This window comes from Bacillus sp. SD088 (assembly GCF_017355205.1).
Classification (GTDB): domain Bacteria; phylum Bacillota; class Bacilli; order Bacillales; family Bacillaceae_C; genus Lederbergia.
In genome coordinates this window covers 137,481-152,608 of the sequence record NZ_JADIJK010000013.1, presented here as the reverse complement: position 1 = coordinate 152,608, position 15,128 = coordinate 137,481, and the positions used below count along the sequence as shown (strand labels likewise).

The following is a 15,128-nucleotide window of genomic DNA, read 5'->3' as shown; positions in this document are numbered from 1 at the left end:
TGACTCTCGCCGTTACGCTTTCTACGCTTCTCCTTGATTTCAGGCACGGCGAACACCGACACCCTACACTTTTTCCACTATGCTCGATTTCCAGCGCATACAATGAGCACCATTGCGCGTGTATTTTTAAAGTTTCATCTTATGCCAACTCAACTTTGGCACTAATATCTAGCGCTGAGACAGAGTGAGTAAGAAAGCCTAACGAAATGTAATCGACCCCTGTCTCGCCATAGGAGGCAAGATCTTCTAGTGTGATCCCACCAGATGCTTCAGTTACAATACCTTTTGGCACTTCTTTTATCCACGTCTTGATCTCGGCGGGGGTGCGATTATCAAACATAATGACATCGGCCTGCGCTTCAATTGCCTCTTGCATTTGTGCTTTTGACTCAATTTCCACCTCGACTTTTACCATGTGGCCAACATTTTTCCGAGCTGCTGCTACGGCCCCTGCAATCGAACCAGCAAACGCGATGTGGTTATCCTTTAACATGACTGCATCATACAGTCCAAATCGGTGATTCACGCCACCCCCACATCGAACCGCATATTTTTCCAGCATCCGCAAACCTGGTGTCGTCTTTCTTGTATCACATATTTTAGTATGATCACTATTTAACAAAGTTACAGCCTCATTTGTTTTTGTCGCAATGCCGCTCATTCTTTGTACTAAATTCAGAACAACTCTTTCCGCTTGTAAAAGATCGTTGACTGTCCCGCTAATTTCCGCAAGCAGTTGCCCTTTTTCAATCCATTCCCCATCACGAATCTTCATATTGATATCCAACTGATCCACAAGCAAAGAAAATCCCGTCCTCACCACTTCTTCTCCGCAAAAAATCCCCTCGGCTTTTGCAAGCAAAGATAGCTGCCCCATTTGTTCTCTGCTAAAAATGCTGCTGGATACATCTCTATCCCCGATATCTTCCAAAAAAAATTGTTTAAGTTGCTGCTGTAATTTGATCTTGTTCATACGCTATTCCTTCTTTCGCTTTCCGATTTTGAATCAATCGTTTTCGTCTCCAGTTGTGATCATCTTCACATGAGAAATCCATTCGGTAATGACCACCACGGCTCTCTGTTCTATGAAGTGCTGCCTTTGTCACCAGATAAGCTGTCATGACCATAAAATAACGAGTGAGTTCGCCTTTATCCATATGATCGAGATTTCCACCCCAGGCATGCTCTCCCATAAATGACTCTAACCATTGCAATTGCTTTGTTAATTCTTCCTCTGTTCGCACAATGCCCACATAATCCATCATCCTCTTCTGAATTTCCTCTATACTTGGTAACGGCTTCCCCATGTGCTGAGGCTGCTGCCAATAAAAAGCTTCACTCCGAATCCTTTTAGAAAAGGGCTGACTGTTCAACCACTGAGCGAGATTTTCTCCCATAAACAAACCTTCCAGTAATGAATTGCTAGCCAATCGATTGGCTCCATGAACGCCAGTACACGCGACCTCTCCCAATGCATATAACCCTTGAAGACTGCTTTTTCCTATAAGATCCGTTTGAATCCCTCCCATTAAAAAATGACTTCCAGGAACAACTGGGATTCGCTTTTCCTCTAAATCGAGGCCATTTGCTTGGCAAAGACGTGAAATCGTCGGAAATCGCCTAGAGAAATCTTTAACTTGTGAGATATCTAAATAAATATCCTCTCCTTGTGAAAGATGTTCATAAATAGTTTGTGAAACAATATGTCTCGGTGCTAAATCTGCCAGTGGATGAACACCGTTCATAATTTCCTTTCCAGCCTCTGTCACCAGCCGTCCTCCCTCACCTCGAACGGCTTCTGATACAAGTCCTTTCGTTTTTCCATTTATATAAAGAAGAGTAGGATGAAATTGAATAAATTCCATATCCGAAATATTTGCACCAGCAAGATACGCAAGCGCGATCCCATCGCCGGTCACCGTTTCCGCATTAGAACTATAGCGATACAATCGTCCACAGCCACCCGTTGCGATTACAATATGATCGGCTAAAAAGGTGTGATTCTCATGATTTTCGTCTTTTGTCTTTACACCAACACAAGTATCTTTTTCTACTAAAAGCTCATATACAAAATGATTTTCCAGCACCTTAACATGATTCGGTATGCGAGGAAGCAAACAATCCATAATCATTTTTCCAGTTGCATCGCCGCCACCATGAATAATTCTTTTTTCACTATGGGCGCCTTCCATGCCGAGAAGAAGTTTTCCTCGTTCATCTCTATCAAAAGGACAGCCTTGCTGTGTTAAAGATTGTATAAGGGATGGAGCCATATCAGTTAAAGCTTCAACAGCTTTTGGGTCATTATGAAATCGCCCTGCCTCAAGCGTGTCAAAGTAATGCTTTTCTGAACGATCCTGATTCCCTATAGCTGCTGCAATCCCGCCCTGAGCCAGATAGGAGTTAGATTCTTGGATATGCGACTTTGTGATAATCATCACATTGATATCATGACGAAGTTTGCAGGCTAATTGGAGTGCTGCAATCCCACTTCCTATAATTAATACATCTGTCTGATTCATGAGCCCCTCCTTTACATTTTACTCAAAAATATTTTACATGTGTCTTGACACATATATTTACATATAATTAAACTTATGACAAGAGTTTTTTTAAAATAATACTAGATAAGGAGAGAAAACATCATAAAATATTTTGATTATGCGGCTACTTGTCCTCTTGATCAAGAGGCTGCTCAATTATATATTCAATCGGCAACCGAATTTTTTGGAAATACGAGTAGTCTTCATGATACCGGGAATCAGGCACAACAGCTTTTGGAAACATGTCGAAAAGAATTTGCACAAATGCTCGGTGTCCAAACAAATGGGATATATTTTACTAGTGGAGGATCAGAAGGGAACTTTTTAGCGATTCAGACCTTGCTATCATCCCCTCTAAAAAAAGGAAAGCATATCATTACAAGTACAGCGGAGCATGCTTCCATCCACAGCGCAATGGAAAAATGCAAGCAGGAGGGGTACGAGGTGACGGCCCTCCCCTATGATCAAGATGGACATATTGATCTGGAGAAACTAAAAGATGCGATCCGCGAGGAAACTGTTTTAATTACGATCCAACATGGGAATGCAGAAATTGGCACAATCCAGCCAATTATTGAAATAAGCAAACTATGCCGTGAAAAGGATATTCTTTTGCATAGTGATTGTGTGCAAACTTTTGGGAAGCTAGACATGCAAGAAATTGCTCATTCTGTTGATAGCTTAGCGATCTCAGGACATAAATTTTATGGGCCAAAGGGAGTTGGAGCTGTATATCTAAGTCCACACCTACATTGGGAACCTTTTTACCCGAACACGTCCCATGAAAATGGCTTTCGGCCTGGAACTGTTAATGTGCCAGGGATTGCGGCGATGACTTTAGCTGCGCAAAGATCGATTGCTAGCCTTGCAGAACAGCAGGAACATTTTATAAAACTTCACGATATATTCTTAAACACCATTAAAGACAAGGCAACGCAGATTAAAGTGTATCCTTCCGACCTCCCTGCGATTGTCGGCCTAAGAATCAAGGGAATCGAAGGACAACTTGTAATGCTGGAATGTAATCGCAATGGATACGCCATTTCAACTGGAAGCGCCTGTCAGGTCGGTAGTCAAGCTCCCGCTAAAACAATGACAGCTTTAGGCGTAACAGGCAAACAGGCAAAGGAGTTTATTCGAGTCTCTTTTGGAAAGAATACAAAGTTGGAAGATGTGCAGACATTAGGGAAAACACTAATCAAAATCTTACATGCTTTTGAAAAACAATGCGAGAGGAGCTAAAAATAAAAGCGCAAGTGCCTGTTCGGCGATATTCGGTATATTAAAAACATTGTGGGCCTTTATTCGTCGTTATGGCTTAGGCCTGTTATTAATAAACTCGACTATGCATGAAACGCAAGGCGCTTGGAGCTAGGCATAGACCACAATCGCTAGTACCATAAAATAAAGCGTAGACAAAGTTAGTACACTTTATCTACGCTTTGATAGCTTGAAACTCAGGTTTTCACGGCGATTTCTTCGTTTTTTCTCCTACCTGCGGATTTTCGAGATTTCCTTTTAAATTGGCTCGATAGTTCCAATAATTAATTCCTAATCCAGCCAACATTCCAATAATAATCACCGCATACCCGGTATTAGTCCTTGTCGTTAATCCATACCATAAAACAGCAATATATAAAAACACAACCAAAATTCGGATGATAAAATACTTTTTCATGGATTCGAATGTCCCCTCTCGTAATCTATTCTTATTATAACAAAAAGGGACCTTAATGGGGACTCAATATCCATTACGGTGGAGTAAGGGCTGCAGTAAATAGAACGAATTACCCTATTTGGCGAATACTTTCCTTTATCGGTGAACTCTCAAAATCTTTTAAATGGATGGATATTTCAAAAGTACCTTTTTCAAAGAAATAGGGTAACCTTCTTCGAAACCAAGGTTGCATTGGCAAGTCTGTCATTTCCTCTTTGGAAACCCATTTTAGCTCTCCTTCAGGCGGGTTTTCTAACAACTTCCCTTTATACTCAGTCGCTACATAGTTGAACACAATATAACGATAATGTTCATCTACTAAAATATATTCATCCACGCCTTTATAGATAAGATCTTCAGGATTCACAAGTAATCCCGTTTCTTCCCTTAATTCTCTCACTGCACCCTCGGCAAAGCTCTCGGTTAATTCAATTTTCCCTCCAGGTCCTAAATACCCTGGAAATCCCAATTTACTTGGACGGTTGACGAGTAAAATTTTATTCAGCGTCTGGTCATGGACGATCACCATCGATAAGAGTGTCGCTTCAATCTTTTTCATATATGAACCCCATTTTTTAGCATCTATTATACCAAAGATTTGTACTACTTTTATATATTTGCAATCTACCAACCATTAATCTCCTATTTTCATTCGGTATTTTTGATTAACCTATCAAGCCGTTTACGTAAAGTATTCAAGCTGTCTAATTCCCTTACCGAGCAGATATTTTGTTCAATCACATCTCCACCGAAATCATGAATCAAGAGGCCATTAAAACAAATTTCCGTTATTTCTTCGTTCGAAGCCTGGCCAAAATACCCTTGTATATAAGCCTTATCGAATTGAAATAACTCACAGACAACCAAGGCCTGTTCATAGACAAGAGGAGCTTGTACAGCATCAGCAAAATCAATAATATGTATGGTATGATCATCAGCCAGCAAGAGATTGTCCCTGTTTAAGTCTCCGTGAACAAACACGTTTTCGCCAAAGTCATGGGATTCGATATAATCCAGTCGCTCCTTTTTAAAATTCTCAGGGTATTTTTCCCATCGCTTTTGCCTGTCTCTATCATGAATCACGTCAACTCCGTTAAAAGGAACACATGGAGTATTCATTGCATCTGTGATGTGGCGTAATTTTTGTCCAATAGTCAATTTGTCTGCAAATGTTAAAAAGGAATGGATTTTATTCAATTCTGTCCCCTCGATATATTCCATAATTAAGTAGGAAAAGTGGTATTTATCTTCTACTGACCCACTTGCAACCAGGTTCGGTACAGACACACCAAGCTGTGCTGCTCTATGCATCGCAAATGATTCTGTTGTGAAATCTGTTGTACTGTCTATCCCAGATTCTGCTGGCGCAAATACCTTGATCACGTAATCGCCCACTTTAAAAACAGCATTTGTCCCAGGTGTACAATGCTCTATTTTCGAAAAGGCGAGCTTTTCTTTTGCAAAGATAGATTGTATTAGCGGTTCAAAGGTTGGAATGGATTGAAATAATTGCCCCCATGATTCCCAACTGTTGATGACAGCCGTAAATTGATTCATCTATATTCTCCTCCGTGTTCTTTAGGCACCCCAGTCCTATGCATCTTTAATCTTCGCCTGAATAAACGCCTTCGTCTCCTCCACATTATGTAAATCCTTTTTTGGCAGGATATACGCGCTGACGGAGCTATTATACAGATAGATCGCCTGCTCATCCTCTTTTAATCCTTGAATACCCGACCAGGTGACCTTCGTTTCCTTATTAGGAGTGATATCAACGAGCCCCTCTTCTAACAAAGTCATTCGATGTTCCCCTAATAAACCTTCATTTTCTCTTTCTCTGATCAGTTTCTTCGTATTCCGGATGATAAAGCGATAAAAATATTTTGGATAGAAAATCACCCATAATATACTTATCAATAAAAAAGGGATAAATATTCCGAGAAAAGGCATATCTGTCACCTTTGAAAAGAAGTAAGAGAAAACGATAAAGAGGACTGGAAATAAAAATCGTTGGATGTTTAAGGCTCTCTTTACGGTATTGGAATTTTTAACATGAAACAAATTAAACTTCAGGTACTCTTCTTCTGTTAAGCTATATGTTATCTCCATGAGAACTCCCCTTTATTTTACAGAAATAGTCAACTAAGTAACTGGTAAACGGGATATACAACAAATCCAAGGCCGTACAGGATTATTAAGAACCTAAACGACCATGGCAATCTCCGTTCTAGTGTTGCTACAAAACCTACTAATAAGAGTGCACTGCCTATTACAAAGCTAGATATGATTTCAAAAATCTTGATCACGCCTTTATTGACCTGTATTCAAACTACCGCTCTCACAATATAATACACTTGAGTGACTGCTAGGCCCTTCTCAGTCGCCTCTTTCTCAAATACCTTAGTAATCTGTTCCAGGTTTGCATCTTTTACTTGTTCCAATACTTCCGGCTTCTGGCCAAAACATCGCCGCTTAATGATGTCCAGAGGAGTATGAAGATATTCGGTACTTTTGACGACTTCAATCTCTGAACTCATAAAATGGTTTTCTATTTTTTGTCGAATAATTTCCAAGACAGGTGTCCCTGTCGCTACTGGAAACAAGTTGGGAAATAATTGCGGAAGCTCCTTTTGTGATTCATCACCAGGATGTAAGGCTAGGACCTCTCCTCCCTTTTTGATCACTTGTGGCAAGTATAGGTAAGCCGATGTTGGTCCTTTACGAATATACGCACAATCAAAGGTATTAGCAGCAAAAGGCAAGCCCTGTTTCGTATTTCCTACCACAAAGGAAACATTGGGGTGTCTGTTTTCTTTCCCCATTTTGATGAATCTATCTGTTGCATCAAGGCCAATCACCTCTTTTGCTAGAGGAGCATACCTATTCGCAAATCCTCCATGGCCACACCCCACGTCAAGTACCTTCTTATTCTGAACCATTTGAGCCACTTCACGATCAAAAACTGACTCCCCATTCGGTTCTGTATGAGTGGATTGCCAAGAGTATTCATATTCCCCCTGTAGCTTACTCAGCTGTTTATACCATTCTAGTGAATGTGGACGAAGCCATCCAGATAAAAGAGATGGATCGATAAATGTTGTCATCATTGCCCTCCTTTTTTCTTACGTGAGGTAAAAGCCTAAAAGTACCCATTCTCAGAGGTTTTGGATCGCCTGGGATAATCAGCCTCTTATCTTCACACTATAATAGCGCATTGCCTTGGGAATTCCCTTTATTTCAAAAAAACCTTGATAGATTAAACTACGCACTCTATACTCCAAAAAGGAATCCCCTACCATGCCATCAATCTGACCAAGTACTTCTCCAATCAGTCGACCTGCTTGAATAAAAGCCCTCCCCTTTTGCTTGTGTAAATTTTGAGCAGCGGTTATAAGCAACTCATCAAAATAATCTTCTCCTACTTCTTTGATGATATGATTCTCCCAAATCCGCACTACGCCCTTCGTATTAGATAAAGTGATCCATTCTTTTTCAAATCGTGATCTTTCTTCAGGAGTTAAAGCTTCCGGTAATTTCTTTTGATAGATATCGTTTAACTTCTCTGGATGAACCTCTCCTGTATGAAAATAAAAATACTGGATTTCATTTGTATTATACAACTCCTGATAGGCAAGGGTTGTATTGATTAGGAAAACATCATTTGGTTTCTCCTTCAACAAATATAAAAGATAGCGTATCCCTGTTTGTTCGCCCGCATTTTCACCGGTCCAGAGCACAATCGGAACATGGTCTGGAATCACTTCTAGTTCTGCAAGCGTTTTTGAAAATCTTTTTTGATACTCTTTTTCAATAAAACCATCCTCAATATTCAAATGATCCCGCAGCCACTCGTAGCGATGCGTACGTCCTTCTTCTTCATAAAGCTTCCATATGGGCCCAGCAGTAAAGAAGTCAGGAAAGCCGATCACTTTATTCCCATGTTCTAAACCTACCTTAAGCGAACCCGCAGTAGATTCACCACAGACGATATGTACCGTTTTATATTCTATTTCAGTGCTTTTTTTATTACTTTGAGCAAATTTAAGGTTCCACCATGCATGTAAATCTTTCATCATCTGTCGCTGTGATTCATGAGATTCTGGTATCCTTTTTAACCGAAGCATTGTTTGTAAGAGAATCGATTTTGCCTCACTTTCTGTTAATTGATTAACCGAATTTCGCAGGTTTTCATTCATAGTTATCCTCCATTTTTTCGATTATTTCTCTTTTATATGGACATGAATACACTGCAAATCATTAATCCGACGAATTCCCTACTAATTCGGCATAATAACGAACAAGTTCTGGGTATTCATGTATCTCTTTTTTACCTAATTCGCTGATGGTGTATATTCCTCTGCGAACTCTATTAAACCAACCATAATAGTTTTTATTGAGGATGGATAAGGTCTTGTCCCCTGTCCCCAAATGACGCAGTGCTTTAGGCGACAACGGGCCGAAATGTTCGAGGCAGCAAGCAATGTGGATACAATTTTCTTTATATGCCGTCATAATCTTGGTATTATGACTCCCACCAATATTATGGTCCCCATGCCTCCCTTTAAGTTCATTAAGAAGCTGGTTTCTTTTTTTCCTGCTCCTTTCCATGCTCTTTTTTCGATCAAAAGAAGATGGGGGAATTTTTATTTCAACCTGGTCCTGCTCAATTGAAACGAGAATCAGACCTAACTCAAGTCTCCTTATCAAGTAACATATGTTTTTCCATTTCTTCGAAAATAGACTGTACTTGGGTTTGGGAATAGCGATGTAGACGAAGTTAGATAAGCGTTGTCTGATGGTAGCTTGTACAAGGAGTTCCACACTTAGATTAAGCTTTAGCTCAACAATAATAAGCTCATTCTCTTTCACAGCGATTAAATCACAATGGTTAACTTCTCCGTAAACCTCATAATCACGTTGGATAAAGTAGTTTTGAATCGGTTGATATAAATGAGTTTCGTATAATTTTCCTGCTTTATGTTTCATTTTTTAAAATACGCTCCTAAGCATGAAAGTCTAAATCAAATACTATTTATCCATTCAACAAAGTAAAAAGCGACTTATGTCCAAATTTTGTTTCTCCCTCTGTTAAAATTGGCAAAAGCAGGTCATCAAGTCCATTTGTTAGTAAATCTACAGATTGTCGAACATATCCATTTTCAAATTGAGCAAGCGCCACAGGCAGCTCGTCCTCATCTAAAATATACCAATCACCATTCGGAAAAACCAAAACATCGATAATCAAATCTTCAAAAGTGATAAGGGAGTCTGTAATAGAAGTGTTTTTCACGATATTAAAATAGGCCCCCAAATAATGGCCATTCTTATCTCGCCAAATGTACAAATTATAAGGGCGATCTTTCCAATAATACGCCAGCGTATAACTCTCTACTGGAATGGTTAAGGTTGCTTGTTCTGTCACCATCGAAAAAGACTGCTGGACCTTATGAAAAAGAATTGCTTGCTTCTTGTCCGCATACAATAAAGAACAAGGATACTCTACAATTGTCGCATCATAGCGAATTTTTCTTTCTATTATACTTGGTTTAATCGTATGTACAAATATTGGCAAATCCCCCTTTTGAACGTTGATGCTGCGGTAATATGTTCTTTTACGGATCTACTATTGATTTAGCAGCGAAGAAACTTTCTCCGTCCATTCTCCCTCCTTATCAGCAAGTAGCGTGTCCCAACCTAGTTCCGCTGCCCCGGTAAAATTTTTCTCCTGATCATCAACAAATAGCACAGTTCCATTGTTTCTTAGGTAGGTTTGAGTTTTTTCGTATATGGAAATTCCTGGTTTACATGCGCCTACCGCTGCAGAAATTGTTACACTTGTTAAATATTCTTGAATCGGGATGAGGATATGTTCGATCCATTCAAGCCGATGATTACTTAATAAATGAATATCAGCCATTTTACTCCAACTTGGAATCTCTTTTATAGCTGGTAAAGGGGTGATCAGCGATAATAATTGCTTTCTAGCCGATTTAATATGAATTTGAGGAAATTGTCTTTGTAAGTTTGTCCAAAAGGCTTGTTCAGTGATCACTCCTATCCATAATTCTTCACGGATCCCTTTTCTAAATTCGAGCAATTCTTCATACTGCACATCATAAGTGGTAGATAAGTGGCGCCAAAACAAGGGCGAAAAATTAGTGGCCAATACACCGGCAATATCTAAGACCAAATCAGGTTTTTTCGGCATTTTTCTCACTTCCCAAAGCTTCATTCCATGCTTGGACAAATTCCTTCACACTTGCATAGCGATCATCCCGCTCTTTTTCAATAGCTTTCATGGCCACTTCGTATAATGCCTGAGATGCCTCCCATTTTTGGATTGAGCGATCGAGCTCTCCGCCTACTAATGCGAATGCAGTTGCTCCCATTAGAAACACATTTGTTTTTTCATCAATTTCAGCCCCTGCGGTAAATTCCTCGGGAGACATAAAGCGAGATGAGCCCCAAAGTCTGCCCATTGTATTGATGTAAGGCTTTTGCTGATACAAATCAATATCACATATTTTCATCCGCTGGTTCGTGAAGTCATACAACAGACTACCATCATAAAAATCAACCGCCACATAGTCCTTCTCTTCTACATGGACATGGAAATCAAAAATATCCTGTAATGCTTTAAGTCGATATTCAATGGACAATTGCCGAAAACGGAAAAATGGAGAATCTGGATGTTCATATTTCAGTGGAGGAGGGAATTTCCAATGCGGATGCAATCCTTCTCCCTCAAACCAGTCAAATACGAGCACATATCCATTTTCAAGCTGAAAATGATCGACGAGGTTTACTAAGTATGAATGTCGTAAATTTTCATAAATGGGAATGGCAGCTTTTAACCTAGTGATCGCTTCTTGCGGCTCCCCAGAAAAGTGAATAGGCCTGGCGCCAGCATATTTAACGAATTGTTTTAGTCCATTCTTTTCCACACCAAAGCTCAAGTTGCCCGAATCCTGTTCAGCAAAAACAGTGAATACCTCACCTAGATCTTGGAGCCAAGCAAAGTCATGGTGTTCTTTTAGCGAAAAAGACACGTGATCCAATGATACAAGACTGCTCATTTCATCCCTCCGATTGTTTATCTTTACTATCCTATATTCGATTCTAAGCTGGGAAAATCCTTTTAATGGGGTTTAAGATTCTTTCATTCTGTTGTATAATACGAACATGTTACCGGAGGTGATAGACGATGGCGAGTAACCTGCCGCCAGAATTGGTAGCGTCTCATGCAAAGCCTATTATGAAACAGGCGATTCTTTGCATGGGGTGGACAATCAAATAAAAATCGCCTGACTTTAATGGCTTTGCCCCTTATTTTCAATCAATTACAATAAGGAGCTGACAAATATGACAAGCCATATGAAAACAGAAGCATTTATTCGAAGTGATCAATATCAGTTTATAAAATTTCAAGTGAAGAACCTCGTGTCTGCCTATGCCACTGTGAACGATCCGAATGTCCTGAAGGCGGTAAAATATGGAGCCTCTGATAAAGTGATGGATTTGTTTCCAGAGATTCATGAGCAACAGCAGGCGATTTTTAATAAAATCACGGAAATCAAGGAAGAACAGCAAGCCGAACAATTTTTAACTGAGCTAAAAGAATATGTTATTCCATTCAAGGCTATAACAGAAAAAACAGTAAGTAAATTGTTTCCTAAAGCTAAAAAGTTAAAGCTCCCCTCCCTGGATGAGGTAGATCCTAGAGAGCTGACCTACTTGGGCTGGTATGATATCCGTTCGGAGAAAAAATTTCTTATTTTCGACTATAAGGGAAAATTAGTTGGCATCCATGGAACCTTTCGCCAGCCAACAAAGGGGATTTGTGCTCTATGTAATGGTCACGAAGAAGTCGGGTTATTTATGGCCAACGTCAAAAGTGGTAAAGAGACCTACACAAATCGTGGAAATTATATTTGCACAGATAGTTTAACATGCAACCAGAACTTACGGTCATTAGAAAAACTTGAACAATTTATTGAGTTGGTGAAAAAATAACGGAGGGGGATTCCCCTCCGTTTTTTACTTCGCACGGTTTCCTTTTTATTCACCTTAAGATTTCATCAATAATCCCATACTCTTTTGCTTCTTCTGCACTCATAAAATGATCCCGATCCGTATCTCTTTTCACTTTTTCAAATGGTTGCCCAGTTCTTTCTGCAATCATTTTGTTCGTTAGATCCTTCAGCTTTAAAATTCTTTTTGCAGAGATTTCAATATCGGTTGCTTGCCCTCTTGCTCCTCCTAAAGGTTGATGGATCATGATTTCACTATTTGGTAGCGCAAGACGTTTGCCTTTAGTACCGGCCAGAAGGAGAAGAGCTCCAAATGATGCCGCCATCCCTGTACAAATCGTCCTCACATCAGGTTGAATATATTCCATCGTATCTAATATCGCAAAACCAGCGCTTGTTGATCCTCCAGGGCTGTTAATATACAGCGAGATATCCTTCTCCCGATTGTCCGCTTCTAGAAATAACAATTGGGCAACAATCGTATTAGCCATGGCATCATTGATTTCTTCACCAATCATAATAATACGATCCTTTAATAACCGGGAGTAGATATCATAAGAACGCTCCCCTTGACTAGATTGTTCAATAACATATGGAATTGGATTCATCTATCCCATCCTCCTTTATAATTGATTAGCTACGCAGCCATTGTGAGGGTGCTAGAAGGAGAATGATGTGGATAGGCATATGTTTCCCGTAATCGCATAGAAGGCACGTCTGTCTCCTTTGTCAATATACGAATAGAGGGGATAGCTTGGATTAGGTCTGTTGGATCCTGTGATGTTATCGTTTGCTGGAAGAGCTCATAAAGCCGTTCCCGTTCTTCCTCATCCCAGTATAAGTCATTCGAAAAGTCTTCTTTTCCTTCTTTTTTCTCCATTCTTTTTCTTGCACGTTGAATGCTCGCCTTTACAGCCGTTTCAGACGTGTTCAGAAAAGCAGCAATCTCTTTTAATTGAAACTGAAAGCCTTCTTTTAACAGTACTATCACAGCTTGTTTCGGCGTTAATGAACGGATTAGATAATCAATTTCATCCATCACAGAATGAGGACTATTATGATCTGCAATGAAGTCCGTTACAGTATGCGTTGTCTCATGTCTCCTTTTTCGGACGGTGTCAATCCATAGATTATAGGCCATTTTTTTCAATAGGGCAGGAGAGATTTCGTCTTTATGAGCATAGTGTTTTAACACTTTCACCATCACTTCTTGTGCGATATCCTCTCCGTCCCATTTGTTTTGTGCCAAATGATGGCAATATGGCAATAATTGTGGATACAAGCTTACGATCTTCTGTCCTATTCGGTGATGGGAATATTGCTTGGCTGGATAAGTATGCTTTCTAACCATCTCTTTCACTCCTTTAGCACCTCTCTCCTTACTAAACGATTAGGGATACTGAAAAGATATGGGGAAGAAAAAATAATTTTATCATTTCTATTTCTTTTGATCTAAATGTTCCACTTCCTGTTCCAGATTTTCTATTCTTCTTTCCAATTTCTCATCTGGCTCCTTCAACCTTCTAAATACAATGGAGCCGAACCCCAAAAAGAATACAACACCACCCAATATGGCAATAATGAATAATACTAAGAGATCACTCACTTTTTTATCCCCTTCCCTATGAATTCCCTTACATTTTCTCCAGAAACGATTCCAAAGTCTGCAAATCCTCAGGATACATATGTTTAAGTGTTTGAATATCTGTCAGAGACTTCCACGCTTTTTCTTCAATAATCTTATCAGGATCCTGAATTCCTTGACTATCTCCTATCGTTTGAACAAGAAAATAATGAGTTTTCACTTGGATCTTGTTGATATCCGTATGTTTTATGAATAGAGGCTGAAGGATTTTCACCGTATACCCCGTTTCTTCCTTCACTTCTCTTATACAGCACTGCTCCGGTGTCTCTCCCTCTTCTATCCCTCCGGATGGCACTGCCCATAAATCCTCTTCCTTGTTCCTGACCATAAGTACTTGTTGATATTCATTAATACAAATGGCGGCTGATCCGCTCCATTCTTTCATCTCTTCCCCTCCTTTTAAGCGATGTTGCTCAAGAAAGAACACTCAAATACAAATCCAATGAATTTTCAACTTCCTTTATGACTAACTGGATAAAATCATCGTCATTACTCGCAGTATGAGCTTTATCTAATGCCTCATAATAAGCTAATCGATTTTCCACTTTGATGACAATGGGTGGAAAACCTGCTTTCATCAATTCTAGATTCAATAATAAGCGGGAAGTACGTCCATTTCCATCAATGAATGGGTGAATACCAACGACAATCCTATGTAACATGGCCGCTCTTTCCACTGGATGTAAGTCTAATGCCTCTCCTCTTGCCCACTCTACACATTGTTCCATTTGTTCCTTAATTAGGAAGTGAGCGGGAGGAACATGGTTGGCTCCAGCAATCAATACCTGTTGGTCACGGTATACACCCGCATAATCGTCATCGATTCCTTTTAGAATAAGACGATGGAGATTTTTTATTTGCCATTCCGACATCGGCTCATCTATTTGTACAATTTCTTCCACATACTTTACCGCATCTCGGTGGTTGATGACCTCTAAATGCTCCCTCAACGTTTTTCCACCAATCGTTATTCCTTCTAGCACTACCTTTGTCTCGTTAAGTGTTAACGTATTACCCTCTATAGCATTAGTGTTATATGTCCATTCAAGCAATAGTTTTTCCTGTAAACTCTTTAAAGTATATTTCGGTATTGGCCTCAAACTATCTAACTTTTCCTTTTTCTCGTTTATTTGTCCAAACATCTAGATCCTCCCCCTTAAACCGATTATTCCGATCATTGTTTTGATAACATT

The 15,128-nt window shown here is 39.7% G+C and carries 19 protein-coding genes; 2 read left to right on the top strand and 17 right to left on the bottom strand.

Annotation, left to right across the window (positions count from 1 at the left end):
- Nucleotides 1–139: 139 nt before the first annotated feature.
- Together nadC and nadB are read right to left on the bottom strand one after the other, a co-directional pair.
- A complete protein-coding gene (nadC, locus tag IPU53_RS13240) occupies nucleotides 140–973 on the bottom strand; it encodes a carboxylating nicotinate-nucleotide diphosphorylase (RefSeq protein WP_207451384.1) in 834 nt (277 codons plus the stop codon).
- Nucleotides 942–2,522, bottom strand: a complete 1,581-nt coding sequence (gene nadB / locus IPU53_RS13235) for an L-aspartate oxidase (protein WP_207451382.1) — start codon at nucleotides 2,520–2,522, stop codon at nucleotides 942–944. Before nadB ends, nadC begins: the two co-directional genes overlap by 32 nt.
- 123 nt (nucleotides 2,523–2,645) lie before the next feature.
- Between nadB and IPU53_RS13230 the strand changes: the two genes are divergently transcribed.
- Nucleotides 2,646–3,785 carry an IscS subfamily cysteine desulfurase gene (locus IPU53_RS13230; RefSeq protein WP_207451423.1) on the top strand — a complete coding sequence of 380 codons (1,140 nt, stop codon included), beginning with the start codon at nucleotides 2,646–2,648 and terminating at the stop codon, nucleotides 3,783–3,785.
- 223 nt (nucleotides 3,786–4,008) lie between these two features.
- Here IPU53_RS13230 and IPU53_RS13225 read toward each other — a convergent pair whose 3' ends face one another.
- The 10 genes from IPU53_RS13225 to IPU53_RS13180 form a co-directional block, all read right to left on the bottom strand.
- A complete protein-coding gene (locus IPU53_RS13225) occupies nucleotides 4,009–4,221 on the bottom strand; it encodes a hypothetical protein (protein ID WP_207451380.1) in 213 nt (70 codons plus the stop codon).
- Nucleotides 4,222–4,330: 109 nt separating this feature from the next.
- Entirely contained in the window at nucleotides 4,331–4,819 is a 489-nt protein-coding gene (locus IPU53_RS13220) for an NUDIX domain-containing protein (RefSeq protein ID WP_207451378.1), read from the bottom strand.
- Nucleotides 4,820–4,908: 89 nt separating this feature from the next.
- Nucleotides 4,909–5,817, bottom strand: a complete 909-nt coding sequence (locus tag IPU53_RS13215; RefSeq protein ID WP_207451376.1) for an aminoglycoside phosphotransferase family protein — start codon at nucleotides 5,815–5,817, stop codon at nucleotides 4,909–4,911.
- Between the two features lie 36 nt (nucleotides 5,818–5,853).
- Nucleotides 5,854–6,369 carry a YcxB family protein gene (locus tag IPU53_RS13210; protein WP_207451374.1) on the bottom strand — a complete coding sequence of 172 codons (516 nt, stop codon included), beginning with the start codon at nucleotides 6,367–6,369 and terminating at the stop codon, nucleotides 5,854–5,856.
- Between the two features lie 215 nt (nucleotides 6,370–6,584).
- Nucleotides 6,585–7,367: a class I SAM-dependent methyltransferase gene (locus tag IPU53_RS13205; RefSeq protein WP_207451372.1), complete on the bottom strand. Its 783-nt coding sequence runs from the start codon at nucleotides 7,365–7,367 to the stop codon at nucleotides 6,585–6,587.
- Between the two features lie 75 nt (nucleotides 7,368–7,442).
- Complete coding sequence (locus IPU53_RS13200; protein ID WP_242698277.1) at nucleotides 7,443–8,456, bottom strand: DUF1835 domain-containing protein; 1,014 nt, start codon at nucleotides 8,454–8,456, stop codon at nucleotides 7,443–7,445.
- Between the two features lie 61 nt (nucleotides 8,457–8,517).
- Nucleotides 8,518–9,246 (bottom strand): DUF2161 domain-containing phosphodiesterase, encoded by a 729-nt coding sequence (locus tag IPU53_RS13195; RefSeq protein WP_207451370.1) that lies wholly within the window; start codon nucleotides 9,244–9,246, stop codon nucleotides 8,518–8,520.
- 46 nt (nucleotides 9,247–9,292) lie between these two features.
- A complete protein-coding gene (locus IPU53_RS13190) occupies nucleotides 9,293–9,826 on the bottom strand; it encodes a DUF402 domain-containing protein (protein WP_207451420.1) in 534 nt (177 codons plus the stop codon).
- A 57-nt stretch (nucleotides 9,827–9,883) separates the two neighbouring features.
- Nucleotides 9,884–10,468: an HAD family hydrolase gene (locus IPU53_RS13185; protein WP_207451368.1), complete on the bottom strand. Its 585-nt coding sequence runs from the start codon at nucleotides 10,466–10,468 to the stop codon at nucleotides 9,884–9,886.
- Nucleotides 10,452–11,336 carry a serine/threonine protein kinase gene (locus tag IPU53_RS13180; RefSeq protein WP_207451366.1) on the bottom strand — a complete coding sequence of 295 codons (885 nt, stop codon included), beginning with the start codon at nucleotides 11,334–11,336 and terminating at the stop codon, nucleotides 10,452–10,454. The genes IPU53_RS13185 and IPU53_RS13180 overlap by 17 nt, the downstream gene beginning before the upstream one ends.
- A gap of 286 nt (nucleotides 11,337–11,622) precedes the next feature.
- Here IPU53_RS13180 and IPU53_RS13175 point away from each other — a divergent pair, with 286 nt between their 5' ends.
- Nucleotides 11,623–12,273, top strand: a complete 651-nt coding sequence (locus tag IPU53_RS13175) for a FusB/FusC family EF-G-binding protein (RefSeq protein ID WP_242698275.1) — start codon at nucleotides 11,623–11,625, stop codon at nucleotides 12,271–12,273.
- 49 nt (nucleotides 12,274–12,322) lie between these two features.
- On the opposite strand, the gene clpP is transcribed toward IPU53_RS13175, so the two are convergent.
- From clpP to IPU53_RS13150, 5 genes are all read right to left on the bottom strand, one after another.
- Nucleotides 12,323–12,898 carry an ATP-dependent Clp endopeptidase proteolytic subunit ClpP gene (gene clpP / locus IPU53_RS13170; RefSeq protein ID WP_207451364.1) on the bottom strand — a complete coding sequence of 192 codons (576 nt, stop codon included), beginning with the start codon at nucleotides 12,896–12,898 and terminating at the stop codon, nucleotides 12,323–12,325.
- 29 nt (nucleotides 12,899–12,927) lie between these two features.
- Complete coding sequence (locus IPU53_RS13165) at nucleotides 12,928–13,641, bottom strand: sigma-70 family RNA polymerase sigma factor (RefSeq protein ID WP_207451362.1); 714 nt, start codon at nucleotides 13,639–13,641, stop codon at nucleotides 12,928–12,930.
- An 87-nt stretch (nucleotides 13,642–13,728) separates the two neighbouring features.
- On the bottom strand, nucleotides 13,729–13,896 hold the full coding sequence (locus IPU53_RS13160) for a hypothetical protein (RefSeq protein WP_207451360.1): 168 nt from the start codon (nucleotides 13,894–13,896) through the stop codon (nucleotides 13,729–13,731).
- A 28-nt stretch (nucleotides 13,897–13,924) separates the two neighbouring features.
- Nucleotides 13,925–14,320: an NUDIX hydrolase gene (locus IPU53_RS13155; protein WP_207451359.1), complete on the bottom strand. Its 396-nt coding sequence runs from the start codon at nucleotides 14,318–14,320 to the stop codon at nucleotides 13,925–13,927.
- 28 nt (nucleotides 14,321–14,348) lie between these two features.
- On the bottom strand, nucleotides 14,349–15,077 hold the full coding sequence (locus tag IPU53_RS13150) for a Fic family protein (protein ID WP_207451358.1): 729 nt from the start codon (nucleotides 15,075–15,077) through the stop codon (nucleotides 14,349–14,351).
- Nucleotides 15,078–15,128 lie beyond the last annotated feature (51 nt).

What these genes read in the sequence shown, in the direction of transcription:
- nadC (WP_207451384.1), bottom strand. Translation starts at nt 973, where the DNA reads ATGAACAAGATCAAATTACAGCAGCAACTTAAACAATTTTTTTTGGAA.
- nadB (WP_207451382.1), bottom strand. Translation starts at nt 2,522, where the DNA reads ATGAATCAGACAGATGTATTAATTATAGGAAGTGGGATTGCAGCACTC.
- IPU53_RS13225 (WP_207451380.1), bottom strand. Translation starts at nt 4,221, where the DNA reads ATGAAAAAGTATTTTATCATCCGAATTTTGGTTGTGTTTTTATATATT.
- IPU53_RS13220 (WP_207451378.1), bottom strand. Translation starts at nt 4,819, where the DNA reads ATGAAAAAGATTGAAGCGACACTCTTATCGATGGTGATCGTCCATGAC.
- IPU53_RS13215 (WP_207451376.1), bottom strand. Translation starts at nt 5,817, where the DNA reads ATGAATCAATTTACGGCTGTCATCAACAGTTGGGAATCATGGGGGCAA.
- IPU53_RS13210 (WP_207451374.1), bottom strand. Translation starts at nt 6,369, where the DNA reads ATGGAGATAACATATAGCTTAACAGAAGAAGAGTACCTGAAGTTTAAT.
- IPU53_RS13205 (WP_207451372.1), bottom strand. Translation starts at nt 7,367, where the DNA reads ATGATGACAACATTTATCGATCCATCTCTTTTATCTGGATGGCTTCGT.
- IPU53_RS13200 (WP_242698277.1), bottom strand. Translation starts at nt 8,456, where the DNA reads ATGAATGAAAACCTGCGAAATTCGGTTAATCAATTAACAGAAAGTGAG.
- IPU53_RS13195 (WP_207451370.1), bottom strand. Translation starts at nt 9,246, where the DNA reads ATGAAACATAAAGCAGGAAAATTATACGAAACTCATTTATATCAACCG.
- IPU53_RS13185 (WP_207451368.1), bottom strand. Translation starts at nt 10,468, where the DNA reads ATGCCGAAAAAACCTGATTTGGTCTTAGATATTGCCGGTGTATTGGCC.
- IPU53_RS13180 (WP_207451366.1), bottom strand. Translation starts at nt 11,336, where the DNA reads ATGAGCAGTCTTGTATCATTGGATCACGTGTCTTTTTCGCTAAAAGAA.
- IPU53_RS13175 (WP_242698275.1), top strand. Translation starts at nt 11,623, where the DNA reads ATGACAAGCCATATGAAAACAGAAGCATTTATTCGAAGTGATCAATAT.
- clpP (WP_207451364.1), bottom strand. Translation starts at nt 12,898, where the DNA reads ATGAATCCAATTCCATATGTTATTGAACAATCTAGTCAAGGGGAGCGT.
- IPU53_RS13165 (WP_207451362.1), bottom strand. Translation starts at nt 13,641, where the DNA reads ATGGTTAGAAAGCATACTTATCCAGCCAAGCAATATTCCCATCACCGA.
- IPU53_RS13155 (WP_207451359.1), bottom strand. Translation starts at nt 14,320, where the DNA reads ATGAAAGAATGGAGCGGATCAGCCGCCATTTGTATTAATGAATATCAA.
- IPU53_RS13150 (WP_207451358.1), bottom strand. Translation starts at nt 15,077, where the DNA reads ATGTTTGGACAAATAAACGAGAAAAAGGAAAAGTTAGATAGTTTGAGG.